Raw genomic sequence first — 17,873 nt, forward strand, 5'->3', positions numbered from 1 at the left:
TATGTCCTTTACACAAAAGCACCTCGACGCGGTTGAGGCGGCCATCGCTCGCGGTGAGAAAGTCGTGCGCTACACCGACCGCACCGTGGAGTACCGCACCGTCGACGAGCTCATCAAGGCTCGCGATGAGATCCGCACCTCTCTGGTCAACTCGGCCGGGCCACGCTCCCGCGTAGTCCGGCTTTATCACGGAGGCAAAGGAGTCTGATGGCCCGACATTATCCGACGCTCAGCCGTAGCGGATTCTTGTTGCCGTCGAACATCAAGGCCAGTTACGAAGGCGCTGGGGAGGGTCGCCGATCCACTGGCTGGGATGCACCCGACAACGGAATCAACAGCATCAACACACCGGCACTGCGCAACTTACGCGGCCGGTCACGGGCGGCGGTGCGCAACGACCCGTATGCCTTCAACGTCATCGACAAACGCGTCAGCAACTTGATCGGCACGGGCATCACGCCCAGGCCGAACACCGAAGACAACTCGCTTCGTAAGCTGCTACAGCTGCTATGGGATGACTGGGTGGACGAGTCGGACGCCGATGAGCACACCGACTTCTACGGGCAGCAGGCGCTGGTCGCTCGCACCGTCGAGACTTCCGGCGAATGCTTTGTCCGCTTACGACCACGCCGTCCGGAGGAGGGGCTGGCGGTGCCACTTCAGGTGCAGATCCTCGCGCCGGAGTTCGTGCCCCACGACAAATTCGAGACCACACGCACCGGCAATGCCATTCGTGCTGGCATCGAGTTCAATGCGGAGGGCAAACGGGTGGCCTACTGGATGTACCTGTCGCACCCCCGCGAAGGCGTATCGCTGAATGCTGGTTACAACCAGTTGGTACGGGTGCCGGCATCGCAGGTACTGCACGTCTTCGAACCGGTAGAACCGGGGCAATTGCGCGGCGTACCGCGTCTGTCTCCTGTACTGAAACGCCTGCGTAGCCTGGATAACTATGACGACGCAGTGCTGTTCCGGCAGGAGGTTGCAAACCTGTTCGCCGGATTCATCAGTCGCCCGGCACCGGACTCTGGCCCGGTGCCTAGGGATCCTGTTACCGGTGAGCCGCTGAGCTTTGACCGTGACGGCTTTACGCCCATGGTCGCGCTGGAGCCCGGCACCATGCAGGAGCTGGGGCCCGGTGAAGAGGTTGAATTCTCCAAGCCGCCGGACGCAGGCAATAACTATCCCGACTTTATGCGCCAACAACTGATGGCTGCAGCGGCCGGTACTGGCACGCCATACGAGATCCTCACCGGTGACATGCGCGAAGTGAATGACCGGGCGTTGCGCGTCGTGTTGAACGAGTTCCGGCGCCGCCTGGAACAACTGCAATTCGGTGTCTATGTGCATCAGCTCTGCCGCCCGATCCGTGCCGCCTGGATGGACATGGCGTTCCTGTCCGGTGCTTTGGTGTTGGACGACTACGCCAAACGGCGCCGCGAATACCTGCGCACACGCTGGGTACCGCAAGGCTGGGCCTACATCCAGCCCGTCCAGGACGTGCAGGCTCGCCGGATGGAAGTACAAGCCGGCTTCGCTTCACGCAGCGAGATGGTCACCCGTACTGGTTATGACGCCGAAACCGTCGATGCGGAAAACGCAGCCGACAACGCCAGAGCCCAGGCGCTGGGCCTCAACTACAACACGCACGAAGCCGTCGAGGTTACTGACGACAAGGAGCAATCATGAGCAAACCAGCGCTTCCGCGCATTTACAATAGAGCCGGCGAGCGGGTGACAGTCCAGGACAAGACCTGGTACGCCATGCAGGAGAGCGGCGAAGCCGAGGAGCGGGTTATCGAAGTGTTCGTCTACGGCGAGATCGGCACTTGGGGCATCACCGCCAATCAGTTCGTGCAAGATCTGCGCGCCATGGATGACGGCGTCTCGCCGGTGATCGCTGCATTCAACAGCATCGGCGGCGATTTGTTCGATGGTCTGGCGATGCACAACGCGTTGTCCCGCCTGGGCGAGCGTTGCACCGGCCGTGTCGATGCCCTGGCAGCCAGCGCGGCCAGTGTCGCGGTCTGCGGTGCGCACCGCGTGGTCATCGCCTCCAACGCCATGCTGATGATTCACAACCCATGGACCTATGCGGCAGGGGACGCCGAAGATTTCCGCAAGGTGGCCGACGTCCTGGACCAAACCATGGAGGCCATCATCGCGGCTTACAAGGCCAAGGCGCCAGACATCGACGAAGCCGAGCTACGGCGTCTGGTGGCGGCTGAAACCTGGTTGACCGCCAACGAAGCGGTGGCCCTGGGGCTGGCCGATGAGGTGGGCGACGGGGTGAAGGTCAAGGCGTGCCTGGGGCAGGGCGCGGTGCTGCAGCGATACCAGCATGCCCCGGCTGAGTTGCTCGCCCAGCTTGATGAATCGCCTGAGTCGGATAACGAGCCTGATCCTTCCGATCCGCCAAATGAACCTCCGGTGGTGGACTCGGCCAAGCTGGCCCTGATCATCACCCAGCGTTGTACGGCGGATGGCATCAGCAACCTGATCGAGCCGCTGCTCAACTCTACCAAGCTTGAAAGCGAGACCATCGTCCTAGCGGGTTTGGCTCGCGCCAAAGCCGTAAACGATCTGTGCGTTGCCGCACGACTGCCTGAGTTCAGCGCCGAGTATGTCGCGGCCGGTTTGGATGCCGCCTCGGTGCGAGCGCGTCTGTTCGACAAACTGGTTGGCAGCGGCAAAGGCTTCGAGATCGACAACAGCCTACCGCTCAACGCAGACCCGGCCCCGAAGGTCCAGGCCAAACAACCCGACCCCACCTCTATCTGGGCAGCCCGTCAGGCGGCGCAGTCAGGTAGCGCTAATACCTCGAAAGGAGCAAGACCATGACCATCAAACTGGAACCGATGCATGCCGGTGAATTCCTTCTGTCCGAGGGGGCCGGGAACATCTCGCGTGAATCGATCAACGTCGCGGCAGGCCCAGCATTGAATCCAGGGCAAGTACTCGGGCTGATCACTGCCACTGGCGAGTTCGCCCCTTACGACCCTGCAGCCGAAGACGGCACGCAAACCGCCGTGGCGATTCTCTTCGGCCCGCTTGGCGAATCCGATGTGGTACGTCGAGCCCGTGCTGTGGTGCGTTTGGCGGAGGTGAGCGAAGTCCATCTGACCGGCCTGGATCCCGACGCGGAAAGGGCCCTCGCCGCGCATTTTTTGATCGTTCGTTAAAGTGGTTGAACTAGCATGAGAGAAACTCCTACTAAGGACGATTTCTATGCCAGACCACAACGAAGCCCTAGCCAGCGCCCTGGAGTTATTGCTGATCAATCAGAATGCAATTGGCGCTGCCGTTGAAGAACTTTCCAACTGGGTCGCTGATAGAGGTTCATTGGACGTTGCGGACAACATCACGACTGCCTTGGAAACACTGGACCTGAATGCCGAGGGAATTGGCAATGCAATTCGAGCCCTGCGTCAGGGATAGATCTACAAACAATCTTTTTTGAACCCGCTCCGGCGGGTTTTTCCATTTCTGGAGTGTACCCATGGCCGATATCGCCATTTTTGACGACGAAGCGTTTGCCGTACCGGCGCTCACCGCAGCAATCAACGAACAACCCTATTTGCCGGGCCGCATCAGCAGTCTCGGCCTGTTTCAAGAAGAGGGTGTTGCTACCCTGACAGTGCAAATCGAGAAGGATGGCGACACGCTGGCCCTGGTGCCTGCGGGTGAGCGCGGTACTTCGGGTCTAGTCGTCGGTGCTAGCAAACGCAAGATGATTCCTTTCAACACCGTGCACCTGCCGGAACGCTTCACCATCAAGGCCGACGAGATCCAGGGCATCCGGGCGTTCGGCACCCGCACCGAGTTGCAAGCAGTACAGGACGTGGTGAACACCCGGCTGGCAAAAGCGCGCCGGCAGCTGGACGCTACACACGAATTCCAGCGCATGGGCGCGCTCAACGGCTTGGTTCTGGATGCCGACGGTTCGACACCTCTGTTGGACCTGTACGCCGCCTTCGGAGTGTCCCGACAAAAACTGTCCATGGGGCTGAATGACCCGAGTACCGAACTGCGAGTCAAATGCGGTGAGGCATTGGACATGCAAGAGGACGCGCTGGGTAGCGTCACCAGTACCGGCTCCCGCGCCTTCTGCGGCAAGAATTTCTGGAACAAGCTGATCGTTCACAAGTCGGTCAAGGAAACCTACATCGCCACTCAGCAAGCGGCGGCATTGCGCGGTGACGCTCGGGAGAGTTTCGAGTTCGGCGGCATCGTCTGGGAGCGCTACCGTGGCAAGGTAGCCGGTGTGGCCTTCGTCCACGACGACAAGGCGCTGCTGGTCCCTGAAGGTGTGCCGGACCTGTACATCTCGGTGTTCGCTCCGGCTGACTACATGGAAACGGTCAATACCCAGGGCATTCCGTACTACAGCAAGCTGGAGCCGTTGCCGTTCAACAAGGGAGTGGCCGGCGAAGCGCAATCCAACCCGCTGCACCTGTGCACACGGCCCCGTGCGCAGATCCTGCTGGAACTCTGATCGTGAGCTTTCGCGAGCTGGTCGGTGACCTGGACAACACGGTATTCGATGTCCTCGGCGACCCGGTGTTGATCGAAGGCCGACCAGTCCTGGGCATGTTCTCCGCTCCCTGGTTGCAACCCAAACTCGGCCGGATCAACACCGGCCTTCGTGAGCCACACCTGGTCATCCGGGTGGCAGACGCCGAGGGGGTCAGTGAGCGGCAACAGGTCGTGGTCGACCTGCCGGTGCATGACGGCGGTGGTAATTACATTATCGTCAGGCCGGAGCCTGGAGGCGATGGTCTGGTTACGTTGGTGTTGAGGAAATCGCCATGAGCGTCGGCAGCTACTTCAAGCAATCAGCAAGTAGCGGGATGATTACGCTGCAGGCGGATCGATCAGATTTGAAGGCGTTCGCCGACTTCGCTGCGTTGGTCCCCAAAGCTGCCGTTGCAGCCCAGCGTCGAGCCATCAATAAAACCCTGCGATGGTTGCGCACCCACATTGCTCGTACAGTCAGCCGACAGGAGCGTATCGCGGTGTCTGCTGTACGGCAGCGCCTGCGAGCGTATCCGCTCTCCGGCAACGGGCAAGGCAAGTTGTGGTTCGGCATCAATGCGATTGAGGCCAGCCGGGCCGGGCGACCAAGGCAATCGCGGTCGGGTGTGTTGGTGGCTGGACGTCGGTATCAGGGGGCGTTTTTCAAAAAGGTCTACGGCGGTCGAGCAGATATCTGGATTCGCACGGCGAGCAAGCACTTTAAGGCCAGTGATTACCCCGACAGCGAATTGTCCAGCGGAACAGGGCCTAGTTCGGGCTGGATTGCTGAGAACGGCAGTCGTTACCCCCTGGCCAAAGCCAAGATTTCACTGGAGGACGTCCGGCCTCACTTCGAATCGTGGACCAATCGCGCTCATCAGCGCCTGCTTGAGATCCTGGAGCAGGAACTGAACTTCGAACTGCAGAAGTATCTGCGAGGATCTGCCCATGTCTGATTTCAGTCTTGAGCTTTTGTATGAGGCCGTTGAGGCTCATATCGCCCAAGCGATCCCAGGATTGGCCTGCGTGCGGACCATGCCCTACATGGCCGATCATATTGATTTGCCCGCTGCGGTGATTGAGCTGGCGGAGTTGGAGCCCGGCCAAGATCCCGGAACAGGGGAGACGGCGCTGGTTGCTCGCTTGGAGGTGCGCTTCATCGTCGGCGGTGAGGATGCCGAATGCCAGCAGAAAGCCGCATTCGCCGCCGCACAAATGGCTGTGCTGTTGCGTATTCAGACATGGGGCCTTGAGGTTGAGGCCGCCGAGTTTGTTCGGGCCGCCCAAGATTGGACTCGTCCCGAGTTGGACGGCTATGCGGTATGGGTCGTTGAATGGACGCAGACGATTCACCTCGGTAATCAGGAATGGCCATGGCCGAATCAGCCGCCGGGCACCTTGCTCTGGGGCTTCGGCACTGACACTGGACCTGGAAACGAGGGCAGCTATCTCCCTCCGGGAGGCATGGAATGACCTACGCGAGCGCACAACATGATCGCATGTTGGCCGGTTTGATCATCCCGTGCCGGGTGGTTGGAGTGGACTTGGTCGCCGGCATGGTTCGAGTGTCCGACGGTGGGGAATGGACCAGCGCCTGGGTGCGTTGGCATAGCCTCGCCGCCGGCAAGGCGCGGCACTGGCGCTCGCCCAGCCTGAATGAACAAGGCGCGCTTATCAGCCCGAGCGGCGATCCGGCTCAGGGCACTTTCGTACCTGGGCTTTATGGTAATGCCGGTGCTCAGCCAGATAACCGCGATCATGTGGAGGTATGGCGCTTCGATGATGGTGGCTCGCTGGTCTATGACTGGCAGGCCCGCTCCTACAGCATCACTGTGCCAAGCGGCACCGTGACCATCAAGGTCGGCGGCACCGAAGTGGCCGTCACGGACGGCGCAATCAACGCCTCGGCGGGTGACATCACGCTCGCCGGGAACGTGCTGATCAATGGTCCGTTACGCGTCACGGGCGACATCAACGGCGGTGGCAAAATCATCGACACCAGCGGCAACACGCCGAACCACAAACACTGATCTTGACGTTTATCCACAACCCGCCGCGTGCGGGTTTTTGCATTTCTGGAGCCTCCCATGAGCAAAGCACGAACGGAAACGGAGCGGCCGACTGCCGTAGCGGCACCTCCTGAACTCGCCCAAATCGAGTCGCCGGTCCGCATCGGGCCGGCGCGAGTGTTCCGCGACACCCGATACACCTCGCGCACGCTGATCATGCCCGACGGCCAGCCCGTGCCGGTGATCGCCGGTCAGGCTACGGCGTGCGGCGATGAGCAACATGCCTTCCTGAAGGCCCATCCGGACCTGCAACCGCTTACAGAGTAAACATCATGATCGGAATGGACCGTCGCACGGGGCAGCCGCTGTCAGGTACGGCGCATCTGCGGCAGTCCGTGGAGGACATTCTCAGTACGCCGGTCGACAGTCGTCGCATGCGGCCGGAGTACGGCAGCCATCTGCGCCGTTATGTCGACCTGCCGGTGAACGAAGGCTGGAAAAGCGCGGTGCAGGCTGAAGTCGCCCGCGCCCTGGGGCGTTGGGAGCCCCGTTTGAAGTTGGAGCGCGTGCGCGTCACTGCGGTGGTGGATGGCCAGATCACTCTGCAGCTGACGGGCTCTTATATTGGCGACGGCGTAGTGCTGGAGGTGAACGTATGAGCACTATCGACCTTTCGGCGCTACCGGCGCCGCAAGTGTTGGAAAGCCTGGATTTCGAGGAGCTGTATCAAGGAGAGCTGGCGACTTTCCGCGAATACATGGGTGACAACTGGACCGCTTTACTTGAGAGCGATCCAGTGACCAAGCTGCTGGAGCTGGGTGCCTATCGACGCATGCAGAACCGGGCCAGGGTCAACGACGCGGCCAAGGCGCTGTTCCTGGCTCATGCCACGGGCGCCGACTTGGAACAGTTGGCTGCCAATGTGAGCCTGCAGCGCTTGGTCATTCAGGCTGAGGATTCGACCGCTGTGCCGCCAGTGCCGACGGTGCTGGAGAGTTATGACGCATTGCGTGAACGTATCCAACTCAGGTACGAGGGGCTCACCACGGCCGGACCGCGAAACAGCTACATCCTCCATGCCCGCAACGCTTCCGGTCTGGTGGCGGATGCGACGGCCGAAAGCCCGGCCCCTGCTGAGGTGGTGGTGACCGTGCTGTCCCTTGCAGGTGATGGCACGGCTAATCCCGAATTGTTGGCCGAAGTTGGCGCTTACCTCAACGATGAGGATCGGCGACCTGTTGCTGATCGCTTGACTGTACAGGGCGCTGAGATCCTGCCGTATCGCATCAATGCAGTGGTGTACATGGCCGGCACGGGCCCGGAAAACGAGGCTGCGCTCGCCGAGTGCAATGCGCGTCTGCAAGCCTGGATTAACCCGCGCCGCCGGCTGGGTGTTGAGGTCGCCCGTTCTGCCGTTGATGCACAGCTCCACGTCAGCGGCGTTGCCCGTGTAGAGCTTACTGACTGGCAGGACATCCGACCCACCAAGGCACAAGCGGCCTGGTGCTCGGGCTTCACTGTCACGCGGGGTGGCTGATGCAAAACCTACTACCGCTCAACAGTACCCAGCTCGAACGGGCCATCGAAGCAGCTATCGACGAAACCACCGAGGTGCCGCTTAAAACCTTGTACAACCCGGACACCTGTCCGGCGCACCTGCTCTACCAACTAGCCTGGGCCTGGTCTGTGGATCGTTGGGACGAGGCATGGCCTGAGGAAGTTAAGCGTTCGGTTATCCGCTCTTCGTTCTATGTCCACGCCCATAAAGGCACCATCGGAGCGTTGCGTCGGGTAGTCGAGCCATTCGGTTATCTGATCGAAGTGGTGGAATGGTTTCAAACCCAGCCCGCTGGAGTTCCCGGAACATTTGCTTTGAAGATCGGTGTTTCTGATGGGGGGATCAGTGAAGAAACCTATCAGGAACTGACGTGGTTGATCGATGACGCTCGGCCGGTCAGTCGCCATATGACAGGGCTGGCGATCAGTCTCGAAACCAAGGGAATTCTGAACATAGGTGTTGCCGTGTACGAGGGCGACGAAATCGACGTCTACCCGCCAGTAATGCAAGACATTGAGGCTACGGGCCGTTTTGGCTTGGTGGGACGTGAACACACCATTGACACCCTGGATGTTTATTATGATTGATGGCAATTCGAAATTTTTTGCAATCCTCACGAATGTGGGTATGGCAAAACAGGCGAACGCCGACGCGCTCGGCATACCCTGGAAAATTACAGAAATGGGTGTTGGAGATGCCAACGGCACGGACCCGATTCCCAACCCATCCCAAACCAAGCTAATCAACGAATGGCGACGCCGCCCGTTGAATCAGCTCAAGATCGATCCAGTCAATCCGGCGGTCATCATCGCCGAGCAAGTCATCCCTGATAACGAGGGCGGTTACTGGATTCGGGAACTCGGGCTTTACGACTCGGATGGGGATCTGGTCGCTGTCGCAAACTGTGCTCCCAGCTTCAAACCACTTTTACCTCAAGGTTCGGGTCGCACGCAGGTTGTGCGGATGAACTTCATCGTCACCAGCAGCGACAGCGTCGTGCTCAAGATTGATCCTTCAGTTGTGTTGGCAACTCGGGCTTACGTTGACGCCGCCATCCTGGAGGTGTTGCCCCTCAACAAGCCTGTAGGTACCTACACCCGAGTCACAATCAATGAGCGGGGGATTGTTCAAAATGGCAGCAACCCAACCACTCTGAATGGTTACGGTATTACCGATGCGTTGAGCAAGTCAGGTGGGAGCATTACCGGCGACCTCCAGATCGGCGGGATACTCTCTGGAAACGGCAGCGGGCTTACTTCGCTGAGATGGACGGCACTGACCGGGGTACCAAACACGCTGAGCGGTTACGGCGTGGCTATGGCCAGTCAAGTCGAAGCGGAGGCCGGCGCTGATACCAACAAGCCAATGAGTCCTCTACGGGTGTTTCAAGCGATTGCTGCGAAGGTTGTCCAGGCAACCGAAAGCGTGCTCGGGCTCGCACGAGTCGCCACCCAAACGCTGGTGAATGCCGGAGTAGATGACGCCACGATTGTGACGCCTAAAAAGCTGCGTTTCGGTTTCTCCATGTTGCTTGATGCAAATGGATATATAGCGTTCCCCGTATGGCTGGGCGGTCTTATCGTGCAGTGGGGAACCCTAACAGGAGTACCGCAAGCGACGACTGGGATCGGCGACGTCGGGCCCGTTCGGGATGTGTCCTTTCCTTTGGCTTTTCCTAACGCAGCTTTTCGCGCCTACGCGAGCATGAATTTCACCACTATGACGACCACTGCGTCATTTGCCCCTGGGGCAGTCATCATTTCTAAGTCGGTGCTCCGATTGCAAAATAACTATACGGCCTCAGCAGGATGGATTTCCTGGTGGGCCATTGGATATTGAGGAGCAGTCATGACTATTTTTTACCATGCGGAAACCCGTAGCTTCTTCAACACTGCCACACATTCTGTGAAGAGCATCCCTTTGGATGTAGTGGAGATATCTTCAGCGATGCACGCATTGCTGCTCGCCGGTGAGGCAGCAGGAAAGGTCATTCAGTTGGACGAATTAGGTCTGCCGATTTTAGTCGAGCCAGCTGTGGACCCGGATGTTCCGGCCAGCGCCGAACGAGCATGGCGTGATGCAGAAATAAATGCCATCAAGTGGTTGCGTGAGCGTCATCGGGATGAGCTGGAGTTGTCCAGTGTAACGACACTCAGCACGGCTCAGTTCAGTGAGTTGCTCGCGTACATGCAGCAGCTTCGGGATTGGCCTGCTGCTGCTGATTTTCCTGATCCTCTTGCTCGTCCGACGCGCCCCGCGTGGATCGCCCAACAAACCCCTTAAACGCCCCGCACCGACGGGGCGTTTTCTTTTCCGCTTCACCACAAACAAGGCCTCGTACTGCGGGGCTTTTTCGTACCTGGAGATTCTATGAGCTTCTTTCATGGCGTGACCGTCACGAACGTCGACACCGGTGCTCGTGTCATTGCGTTGCCGTCGTCCTCGATCATCGGGCTGGTTGACACCTTTGTGCCGGCGCCTGCCTACAGCGCCCAACCGAATGACCTGGTCATGATCACCAACGAGCGCGAAGCGGTGGCCGCCTTCGGGCCTGACTCGGCAATGACCAAGGCTTGCCAGGCCATCTACACCCGAGCCAAGGCGGTGATCGTCGCTTGCGGAGTGGCCAAGCTGGAGGATCCTGCAGAACAGGCCTCGGCCATCATTGGTGGCGTGCTGGCCAACGGTAAGCGTACCGGCCTGCAGGCATTGCTGGATGGCAAGAGTCGTTTCAACGCTCAGCCGCGGCTGTTGGTAACCCCCAAGCACAGCTCGACACTGGCGGTTGGCACGGCCCTGGTAGCGCTGGCGGACAAGCTGCGCGGTCTGGCCATCCTGGATGGTCCGAACACCACCGATGAGGCGGTGATGGCTTACGCCGATAACTTCGGCGCCAAGCGTGCGTTTCTGGTCGATCCAGGTGTTCGGTATTGGGATACCACAGCGGACGCTACGGTCGATGCGCCGGGCTCTGCCTGGGTAGCTGGTTTGTTCGCTTGGACCGACAGTGAGTACGGCTTTTGGGCTTCGCCTTCGAACAAGGAGTTTGTCGGTATCACCGGCACCTCGCGCCCGATTGAGTTTTTGGATGGAGACGAAACCTGCCGGGCCAACCTGCTCAACAACGCCAACATCACTACGATTATCCGTGACGATGGCTTCCGCCTGTGGGGCAACCGCACCCTATCGAGCGATCCGAAATGGGCGTTCGTTACCCGTGTGCGCACTATGGACATCGTCATGGACGCGATTCTGTACGGCCACAAGTGGGCCGTGGATCGCTCCATCACCGCGACGTACATCAAGGACGTTACCGAGGGGCTGCAAGCGTTCATGCGTGACCTGAAAGCCCAAGGCGCGATCATCAACTTCGAGGTGTTTGCTGACCCTGAGCTGAACACAGCCAGTCAACTCGAACAGGGCAAGGTGTACTGGAACATTCGCTTTACCGACGTCCCGCCTGCAGAAAACCCCAACTTCCGCGTAGAGGTCACCAACCAATGGCTGACCGAAGTTCTCGACGCCGCCGCTTAAGGAGCGACCCCAATGGCAATGATTCCCGAAACCTTGGCGAACCTGAACTTGTTCGTCGATGGCGTCAGCTTCCAAGGCGATGTACCGAGCCTGACGCTACCCAAGCTCACGCTCAAGATGGAAGAGCATCGTGGCGGCGGTATGGACGCGCCGGTCGAGTTGGACATGGGCATGGAAAAACAGGAGGCGAACTTCACCACCACCGGCGTGCGGCGTGAGTCGTTGAAGTTCTTCGGCTTGACCGACGGGACCGCGTTCAACGGCACGTTCCGGGGGGCCTATAAAGGGCTCAAAGGCAAAGTCACGCCAGTCATCGTCACCCTCCGTGGCGCGTTGAAAGAGGTCGACATGGGCGACTGGAAAGCGGGCGACAAAGCTGAGATCAAACACGCCGTCAGCCTGACCTATTACAAGCTCGAAGTAGACGGCCGAACCGTCTACGAGATCGACCCCCTCGGCATGCGCCGAGTTATCAACGGTGTTGATCAACTCGCCGCCCAGCGTTCCGCCTTGGGCCTCTAATTCCTTTTGTCCGTCTGCCCAGTGCCTCGTCTGGGCGACGGCCTCCCGCCTATTCTCAAGGACATAACATTATGAGCGACACCAAAATCCCAAGCTGGATGACCCTGGCGGCTGACCGTGTGACTGTGAAGCTGAGCGTACCAAGTGAAGCCAACGGGGTGCTCGTCGATACGTTGAGTTTGCGAGCCCCCACAGTGCGTGACCTTCGCAAGGCCCGAGAGGCGTTCCCTTCCGATGAAGAAAAACAGGACGAGTATCTGTATACGTCGCTGGCTGAGATCGGAGTCAAGGATCTGGACGGTCTACTGGTGAAGGACCTCAATCGCTTGCAGGCCGGTTATTTTCGCCTGGTGCAAGATGATGAGCTTCAACCAGAAAGTGCAAAAACAGCTCGCTAAACGTCTGGCCGTCGAGCTGCATTTCTCCGCCGACGAAATCCTGGCTATGCCGTTCTCCGACATGGTCTGGTGGCTCACTGACTAAAATATGGGGTAGTTGATGGCAGGCAGGCTAGCTTTATCGCTGGTGATTGGCGGTGCCGTCAGTTCGACGGTGGGGTCTGCCTTTCGCACGGTTGAAGGACACATCAAAAAGCTGGAGGACAAAGGCAACAAGACCAAGGTGCTCAAGAGCACCATTGGCGAAACCATCCGCCTGCGTGATGAATGGAAGCGGGCGCACGAAACGGGCGCTGCCTCGGCGGACGGCCTGTTGCGCAAGCTCAACGGCAACCTCGATGCCCTGCGCAAGCAGGGTGTTCAGGTGGGCCGGTTGGGTCAGGAATACCAGCGGCTCGGCCGGGCAGCCAAGGCTGCCGATCTGCAGCTCAAAGGTCATCAGCAACTTGATGCAGGCAAGAAAGGACTCACGTCGAGCGTTGCTCAAGGTGTCGTCGCCGCAGCCTTTGCGACGATTCCCGCCAAGGTTAGCGCGGATTACCAAGCGATCATTCGGGATATCGCCATCAAGGCCGACGTGGCCAACAAGCCGCAAGAAACACAACTTAGTCAGACGGTGATTCAGACCCATCGCGATACTGGCATGGCCCGTAACGATGTGGCGGATCTGATAAACCAGTTGGTCGGTGCCGGCATGGACCTCAAACCAGCGATGGCCTACGCACCAATGGCGGCGAAGTTTTCGGTTGGCCAAGGCGCGTCGGGCGTCGACACGGCCAGCATGATCATGGCGCTGCAGCAGAACGCCAAAATCACCGATCCCAAGGTGATGCAACAGGCGCTGGAGGCTATCGCATTCCAGGGGCAGGCGGGTAGCTTCGAAGCCAGTGACATGGCCCGGTGGTTCCCGCAGCTGCTGGCCAGCATGGAGAAAAACGGCAGCACTGGCATGGAAGCGGTCAGCTCGTTGGGGGCCATGCTTCAAGTCCAGATGAAAACTGCAGGTGGCTCGGACGAGGCGGCCAACAACCTCAAGAACTGGATGGAGAAAATCGGTTCGGGAGATGTGGTCAAGGCTTACAAGGCAGCCGGCATCGATTATCAGGCCTCGCTGAATACCGGTATTCAAAAGGGCATGTCGACGCTGGAGTCCAGCTTTGCCCTGGCCATGAAATACATCCAGGCAACCGACCCGGCGAAAGCCGCGAAGATGGCAGAAGCCCAGGCCAAAATCAGTAAGGAGACGGATCCGGAGAAAGCCAAGGCCGCGCTCGATGCACTGGAGAAATCCCTGCGTACCGGTGATCTGTTCGCGGACATGCAGGTCAAAGCGGCGCTCACGGCCTACTCGCAAAACAGGGAGCTGTACGAGCAGCTGAAAAAGGATTCGCAATCCTCGGGCGAGATCTTGGACAAGAACCTGGCCGAGCGGCGCGAAACATCGAAACAGATGTGGGACGAGCTGGGTCAGGCGGTCAGCGACGGGATGCGTAGCATCGGTGACGCCATTCGCCCGGCGACGGATGCAGTCGCCCAGGGCCTGACTTCGATTGTTCGTGGGTTGACCAAGCTTTCGGATGGCGCGCAACCGGTGGTAATGGGCATTGCTGGCATCACCGCTGGGTTGATTGCACTCAAGAGCGCTGCCAGTGCCGTAAAAATTGGCAAGGGCTTATACAACATCAGTCGAGGCCGGGTGCTGGAGCGTGGTGCCGGTGCCCTCGGTGATGCTGTCGCCAAGGCACCGAGGACTGGTAACAAGACCGTGGACAAGGGCCTGGGTGTCCTCGGCAAGTTTTTAGGCGCCGGCACCGATTCAGCAGCGGCAATCAGCAATGAGCCGCAACGCGTGTTTGTCGTCAACGCCGATGCTATTGGCCGGGCGAGTTCCGGCCCAGGGGCAGATCCCGGCGGCGGCACTCGTAGACGTCAGCGTGGCCGCCGTGGTCGACGTACAGGAATCGGGACAATCTCCCGTCGCCGGCTACCTGTCCGGATGCCGAGTGTCCCAACCGTGTCAGCGCCTGTTGCTTCGGTCATGCCTAAGGTGGGGATGCTGTCGGCCGTGCCACTAGCCGCTGCGGCAGAGGCGGTGCCCAGTGGTTCGCTCGGTATGGCTGTTAAATCGTTGAGGAGTGTGACACGGGCCACCAAGCGTATTCCCGGTGGTTCGGTGCTCGATGCAGGGATCGGTGTCCTGGACACCGCGCTCAACGCCACCACCCAAGACGAAAAAGCCGAGGGCTATGGCGGTGCCGCCGGCGGCTTGGCGGGCGCTCTTGCCGGGGGGGCAGCGGGCGCCGCTATTGGTTCGGTGGTGCCAATCATCGGTACCGCCATCGGAGGCGCAATCGGTGCAGCGTTGGGAGGCCTGGGTGGCGAGAGCATCGGCAGCTTCTTGGGCAAGTCCTGGTTCGGCAGCGAGGAGAATGCGCCAGAGGTCAAACCTCCTGAAATTGCCAAGCCAGCAGAGCCGACTCCGCCCGTGCCACCGAAGGTTGAACAGGCCTTCAGCTTCGCGCCGAATGTCTCCATCACCGTTCAAGGGGATGTGAAAGATCCTGCGCAACTGGCTCGGGAGTTGGAACCGCACTTACGTCAGCTCATGGAGGCATTTTCCCGTGAAACGGTTGCCCGGCAGTCGTCGAGTCAACTGTTCGATGCCCCGCATGTTTAAGGAGGTGCCATGGCCTACATGGAGCAAATGCAATCGGCGCTGAAATCGCTGCTTGAGGCGGGGGAGTCTGGCCGTACCAGTCTCGACGGCATGTTGGGGCCCCTCAACGGTGCTATCGGCGACATGACGGGCGCAGCCTCGGAGCTAGAGGGTGTGCCCTTCATCGGGCCGGCTATCGGCGCAAAGGTTCAGCGGACCATGCGGGCAATCAACGCGGCTCAGTCTGCTGTGGGGCAGGTTGCCGCCAGGTACAACCAGGCTGTCAATGCGGCCAGTCAGATTCAGGAACGGCTGGGGTCGCTCCAGGAACAAGCAGGGAAGGCGGGTGCGGCCATCAATCGCATCGCCGGGCAGGTGAGCCCATCGCTGAACAACATCCTGCCCACAGGGGCTTTCGCGCCTCTGCTGACGCCTGCGGCTGAAGCCGTTAAGCCTTTCCCGCATCTGTTGATCATGCAACCGCTGGAGTCGAACGCCCGCCCGTACTACTTCAACCTGGACACGGCGGCTTTCGAGGAGCTGCGGCGGCAAACGTCGTTTCGCTGGGCTGGCCAGGAACGCCTGACACGCAGCATTGCCCAGCAGGCGGTCGGCCAGGGGGAGGACAAAATCAGCCTCAAGGGTACGATTTTTCCGGGCTTCAAGGGTGGGCTCAAGCAGTTGGATGCTTTGCGTTCTATTGGACGCCGCCTGCAGCCGGTGAATCTGACCACCGGCTACGGTGAAGTGCTGGGTACCTGGTGCCTGCTCAACATCGAGGAGGAACAAAGTCACCTGCTCGCCGGTGGCATTCCCCGCAAGCAATCCTTTTCACTGGAGTTTGTGAGCTATGGCAACGACCTGCAGAACGTCTGATGGGGATGTACTGGACACCGTTTGTTATCACTACTACGGGCATCTGAACGGTACGGTGGAGGCCGTGCTCGCGGCTAATCCAGGGCTGGCTGATGAGCCTCAACCGTTTCGTACTGGTTTGTTAATTGTCCTGCCCGATCTTCAGAGCCAAGCAGAAGCCGTAGTTTGGTTGTGGAGCTGAGAGGGTGGCATTATGATGCCAGCTCAGCCATGGATAAGGGAATCAGGATAATGACCAAAGCATTTGAGCTGTTGCGCAAATACGAGGAAGGTGAAAAAGCGCGTGACCAAGAATGGCAGCGAATTACCTCTAAAGTTAATGAAATAGTTTCTGGGTTCGATAAGTATCTTAACGATGGGCGTGAGTCCATTGCTGAAGTGAAGCTGGGTTTCAAAGATAATATCGGAATGAGAGAGATCGAGATTGAAGGCTTACGCTATGAGGCGGACGATGCGGTCCGTTTCGTGGTAATGGTGTCGCTATTCAAATCGCAAAAAGTAGTCGCTACAGAGTATTTGGGTTTGTCCTGCAAACGTTATAATGCCGGATTCGCTATAACGGTTGACGGATCGGAGGAGCCAATTATTGTTGGTGGTTATTTAGGGGACAATGGGAAGCTTTTCGATGCGATGTATGTTGCTTTAGAGGGAAAGTTTTTTGGGCCTCCATGCTAACGATGTACGAACTCGATAAAAAGTTGAAAGACCCCGCCAAGTGCGGGGTTTGTATTTTTGGAGTCTGAAGTATGAAGCCTGAGTTCCGAATCATTGCAGATGGCAAAAATATTTCTGCATTAATAAACGACCGATTGTTGAGTTTACGAACGTCGGACAAACCAGGGATGGAGTCCGATGAGTTTGAGTTACGTCTTGATGACCGTGATGGGGCTGTGGCTTTGCCTAGTCGAGGGGCTAGCGTAGAAATTTTTATGGGTTACAGCGGCCAAGCGTTATCCCGCATGGGTGGCTACATTGTCGATGAAGTAATCGTATCTGGGCCCCCTGATTCTATCGAGATTCGCGGCAAAGCAAGTGATATTCGTGGCAGTGGTAAGACTGTGCGCAGTGGGTCTTGGGAAGATGTGTCCCTGCAGCAGATCGTGCGGGACGTGGCGGCCCGAAATGGCTGGCAGCCGGTGTGTCCCGTGCAAACCAAAGTGCCCCGCATCGACCAGCTCAACGAGTCGGATTACAACTTCATCACTCGACTCGCGAAGCAATACGACTGCACGGCCAAGCTGGCCGACGGCAAGCTGTTGGTGATGCCCCGCCAGGGCAGTCAAACCGCGAGCGGCAAGAACCTGAGCCCCGTAGTCCTGGGGCGTAGCGATCTGAGCCGTTATCAATTCCGCTTCGGTGACCGTAACACACAGAAGGCGGTACGCACCAAACACCAGGACAAGAAAACGGGCGCCCTACAGGTGGTCGAGCTGGGGAATGACGAATTGCCCGACGGCCTCCCTGCGGTTCACACCGACCGGCATATCTACCCGAACAAATCTGCCGCCGAGCAGGCCGCCAAGGCGCGCTTGGCTGCGTTCAATCGCAGCACTGCAGGGGTGCGCCTGGAAATGGCCGGGCGAACCGATGTCTTCGCCGAACGGCTCATTGTGGTCCAGGGCATCAAGCCCGGCCTCGATGGAGAGTATCTGGCGGACGCAGTGGAGCAGATGTTTACCCCCGCTGGCTGGACCACCACCGTCGAGTGCAACGGCGGCAAGAAAGGAAAAGCCAAGGCCGCCGGGAAGAAAAAGAAGAAAGAAGCCAAACCGCTCAAGGTCGTTGAGCTTTAGCCGCAATCTCCCT

24 protein-coding genes are annotated in these 17,873 nt (G+C 59.1%); all 24 read left to right on the plus strand.

The window, feature by feature from the left end:
* Position 1: 1 nt before the first annotated feature.
* The 24 genes from PCOSP_RS10015 (at position 2) to PCOSP_RS10130 (ending at position 17,860) form a co-directional block, all read left to right on the plus strand.
* A complete protein-coding gene (locus PCOSP_RS10015; protein WP_014339651.1) occupies positions 2–208 on the plus strand; it encodes a phage head-tail joining protein in 207 nt (68 codons plus the stop codon).
* The gene (locus PCOSP_RS10020; RefSeq protein ID WP_464710996.1) at positions 208–1,689 is read left to right on the plus strand and encodes a phage portal protein; all 1,482 of its coding nucleotides are present in this window, start codon (positions 208–210) and stop codon (positions 1,687–1,689) included. Before PCOSP_RS10015 ends, PCOSP_RS10020 begins: the two co-directional genes overlap by 1 nt.
* Positions 1,686–2,840: a head maturation protease, ClpP-related gene (locus PCOSP_RS10025; protein ID WP_464710998.1), complete on the plus strand. Its 1,155-nt coding sequence runs from the start codon at positions 1,686–1,688 to the stop codon at positions 2,838–2,840. Before PCOSP_RS10020 ends, PCOSP_RS10025 begins: the two co-directional genes overlap by 4 nt.
* The gene (locus PCOSP_RS10030; protein WP_464711000.1) at positions 2,837–3,181 is read left to right on the plus strand and encodes a head decoration protein; all 345 of its coding nucleotides are present in this window, start codon (positions 2,837–2,839) and stop codon (positions 3,179–3,181) included. The genes PCOSP_RS10025 and PCOSP_RS10030 overlap by 4 nt, the downstream gene beginning before the upstream one ends.
* Positions 3,182–3,227: 46 nt before the next feature.
* Positions 3,228–3,437 (plus strand): hypothetical protein, encoded by a 210-nt coding sequence (locus PCOSP_RS10035; protein WP_464711002.1) that lies wholly within the window; start codon positions 3,228–3,230, stop codon positions 3,435–3,437.
* A 61-nt stretch (positions 3,438–3,498) separates the two neighbouring features.
* On the plus strand, positions 3,499–4,494 hold the full coding sequence (locus PCOSP_RS10040; RefSeq protein WP_460052716.1) for a major capsid protein: 996 nt from the start codon (positions 3,499–3,501) through the stop codon (positions 4,492–4,494).
* A gap of 2 nt (positions 4,495–4,496) precedes the next feature.
* Positions 4,497–4,811 carry a head-tail joining protein gene (locus tag PCOSP_RS10045; RefSeq protein ID WP_232775334.1) on the plus strand — a complete coding sequence of 105 codons (315 nt, stop codon included), beginning with the start codon at positions 4,497–4,499 and terminating at the stop codon, positions 4,809–4,811.
* Positions 4,808–5,470 (plus strand): hypothetical protein, encoded by a 663-nt coding sequence (locus PCOSP_RS10050; protein ID WP_464711005.1) that lies wholly within the window; start codon positions 4,808–4,810, stop codon positions 5,468–5,470. Before PCOSP_RS10045 ends, PCOSP_RS10050 begins: the two co-directional genes overlap by 4 nt.
* Positions 5,463–5,987, plus strand: coding sequence for a hypothetical protein (locus tag PCOSP_RS10055; RefSeq protein WP_464711007.1), 525 nt, complete (start codon positions 5,463–5,465; stop codon positions 5,985–5,987). Before PCOSP_RS10050 ends, PCOSP_RS10055 begins: the two co-directional genes overlap by 8 nt.
* Positions 5,984–6,544 (plus strand): phage baseplate assembly protein V, encoded by a 561-nt coding sequence (locus tag PCOSP_RS10060; protein WP_464711009.1) that lies wholly within the window; start codon positions 5,984–5,986, stop codon positions 6,542–6,544. Before PCOSP_RS10055 ends, PCOSP_RS10060 begins: the two co-directional genes overlap by 4 nt.
* A 57-nt stretch (positions 6,545–6,601) precedes the next feature.
* Entirely contained in the window at positions 6,602–6,850 is a 249-nt protein-coding gene (locus PCOSP_RS10065) for a hypothetical protein (protein WP_464711010.1), read from the plus strand.
* Between the two features lie 5 nt (positions 6,851–6,855).
* Entirely contained in the window at positions 6,856–7,182 is a 327-nt protein-coding gene (locus PCOSP_RS10070) for a GPW/gp25 family protein (RefSeq protein WP_464711011.1), read from the plus strand.
* Positions 7,179–8,060 carry a baseplate assembly protein gene (locus tag PCOSP_RS10075; RefSeq protein ID WP_464711012.1) on the plus strand — a complete coding sequence of 294 codons (882 nt, stop codon included), beginning with the start codon at positions 7,179–7,181 and terminating at the stop codon, positions 8,058–8,060. Before PCOSP_RS10070 ends, PCOSP_RS10075 begins: the two co-directional genes overlap by 4 nt.
* The gene (locus PCOSP_RS10080; RefSeq protein ID WP_464711013.1) at positions 8,060–8,668 is read left to right on the plus strand and encodes a phage tail protein I; all 609 of its coding nucleotides are present in this window, start codon (positions 8,060–8,062) and stop codon (positions 8,666–8,668) included. Before PCOSP_RS10075 ends, PCOSP_RS10080 begins: the two co-directional genes overlap by 1 nt.
* The gene (locus PCOSP_RS10085; RefSeq protein ID WP_464711014.1) at positions 8,661–9,920 is read left to right on the plus strand and encodes a phage tail protein; all 1,260 of its coding nucleotides are present in this window, start codon (positions 8,661–8,663) and stop codon (positions 9,918–9,920) included. The genes PCOSP_RS10080 and PCOSP_RS10085 overlap by 8 nt, the downstream gene beginning before the upstream one ends.
* A gap of 9 nt (positions 9,921–9,929) precedes the next feature.
* Entirely contained in the window at positions 9,930–10,364 is a 435-nt protein-coding gene (locus tag PCOSP_RS10090; protein WP_464711015.1) for a phage tail assembly chaperone, read from the plus strand.
* A gap of 87 nt (positions 10,365–10,451) precedes the next feature.
* Positions 10,452–11,615 carry a phage tail sheath subtilisin-like domain-containing protein gene (locus PCOSP_RS10095; protein ID WP_464711016.1) on the plus strand — a complete coding sequence of 388 codons (1,164 nt, stop codon included), beginning with the start codon at positions 10,452–10,454 and terminating at the stop codon, positions 11,613–11,615.
* Between the two features lie 12 nt (positions 11,616–11,627).
* A complete protein-coding gene (locus PCOSP_RS10100; protein WP_464711017.1) occupies positions 11,628–12,137 on the plus strand; it encodes a phage major tail tube protein in 510 nt (169 codons plus the stop codon).
* Between the two features lie 71 nt (positions 12,138–12,208).
* Positions 12,209–12,535, plus strand: a complete 327-nt coding sequence (locus PCOSP_RS10105) for a phage tail assembly protein (RefSeq protein ID WP_464711019.1) — start codon at positions 12,209–12,211, stop codon at positions 12,533–12,535.
* 100 nt (positions 12,536–12,635) lie between these two features.
* A complete protein-coding gene (locus PCOSP_RS10110; RefSeq protein ID WP_464711020.1) occupies positions 12,636–15,212 on the plus strand; it encodes a phage tail tape measure protein in 2,577 nt (858 codons plus the stop codon).
* A 9-nt stretch (positions 15,213–15,221) separates the two neighbouring features.
* Positions 15,222–16,067, plus strand: coding sequence for a phage tail protein (locus tag PCOSP_RS10115; protein ID WP_464711021.1), 846 nt, complete (start codon positions 15,222–15,224; stop codon positions 16,065–16,067).
* The gene (locus PCOSP_RS10120) at positions 16,042–16,248 is read left to right on the plus strand and encodes a tail protein X (protein ID WP_464711023.1); all 207 of its coding nucleotides are present in this window, start codon (positions 16,042–16,044) and stop codon (positions 16,246–16,248) included. Before PCOSP_RS10115 ends, PCOSP_RS10120 begins: the two co-directional genes overlap by 26 nt.
* 50 nt (positions 16,249–16,298) lie before the next feature.
* Positions 16,299–16,742, plus strand: a complete 444-nt coding sequence (locus tag PCOSP_RS10125; RefSeq protein WP_464711024.1) for a hypothetical protein — start codon at positions 16,299–16,301, stop codon at positions 16,740–16,742.
* 71 nt (positions 16,743–16,813) lie between these two features.
* Positions 16,814–17,860 (plus strand): phage late control D family protein, encoded by a 1,047-nt coding sequence (locus PCOSP_RS10130; protein ID WP_464711025.1) that lies wholly within the window; start codon positions 16,814–16,816, stop codon positions 17,858–17,860.
* Positions 17,861–17,873 lie beyond the last annotated feature (13 nt).

This window comes from Pseudomonas sp. MAFF 730105, assembly GCF_055380705.1.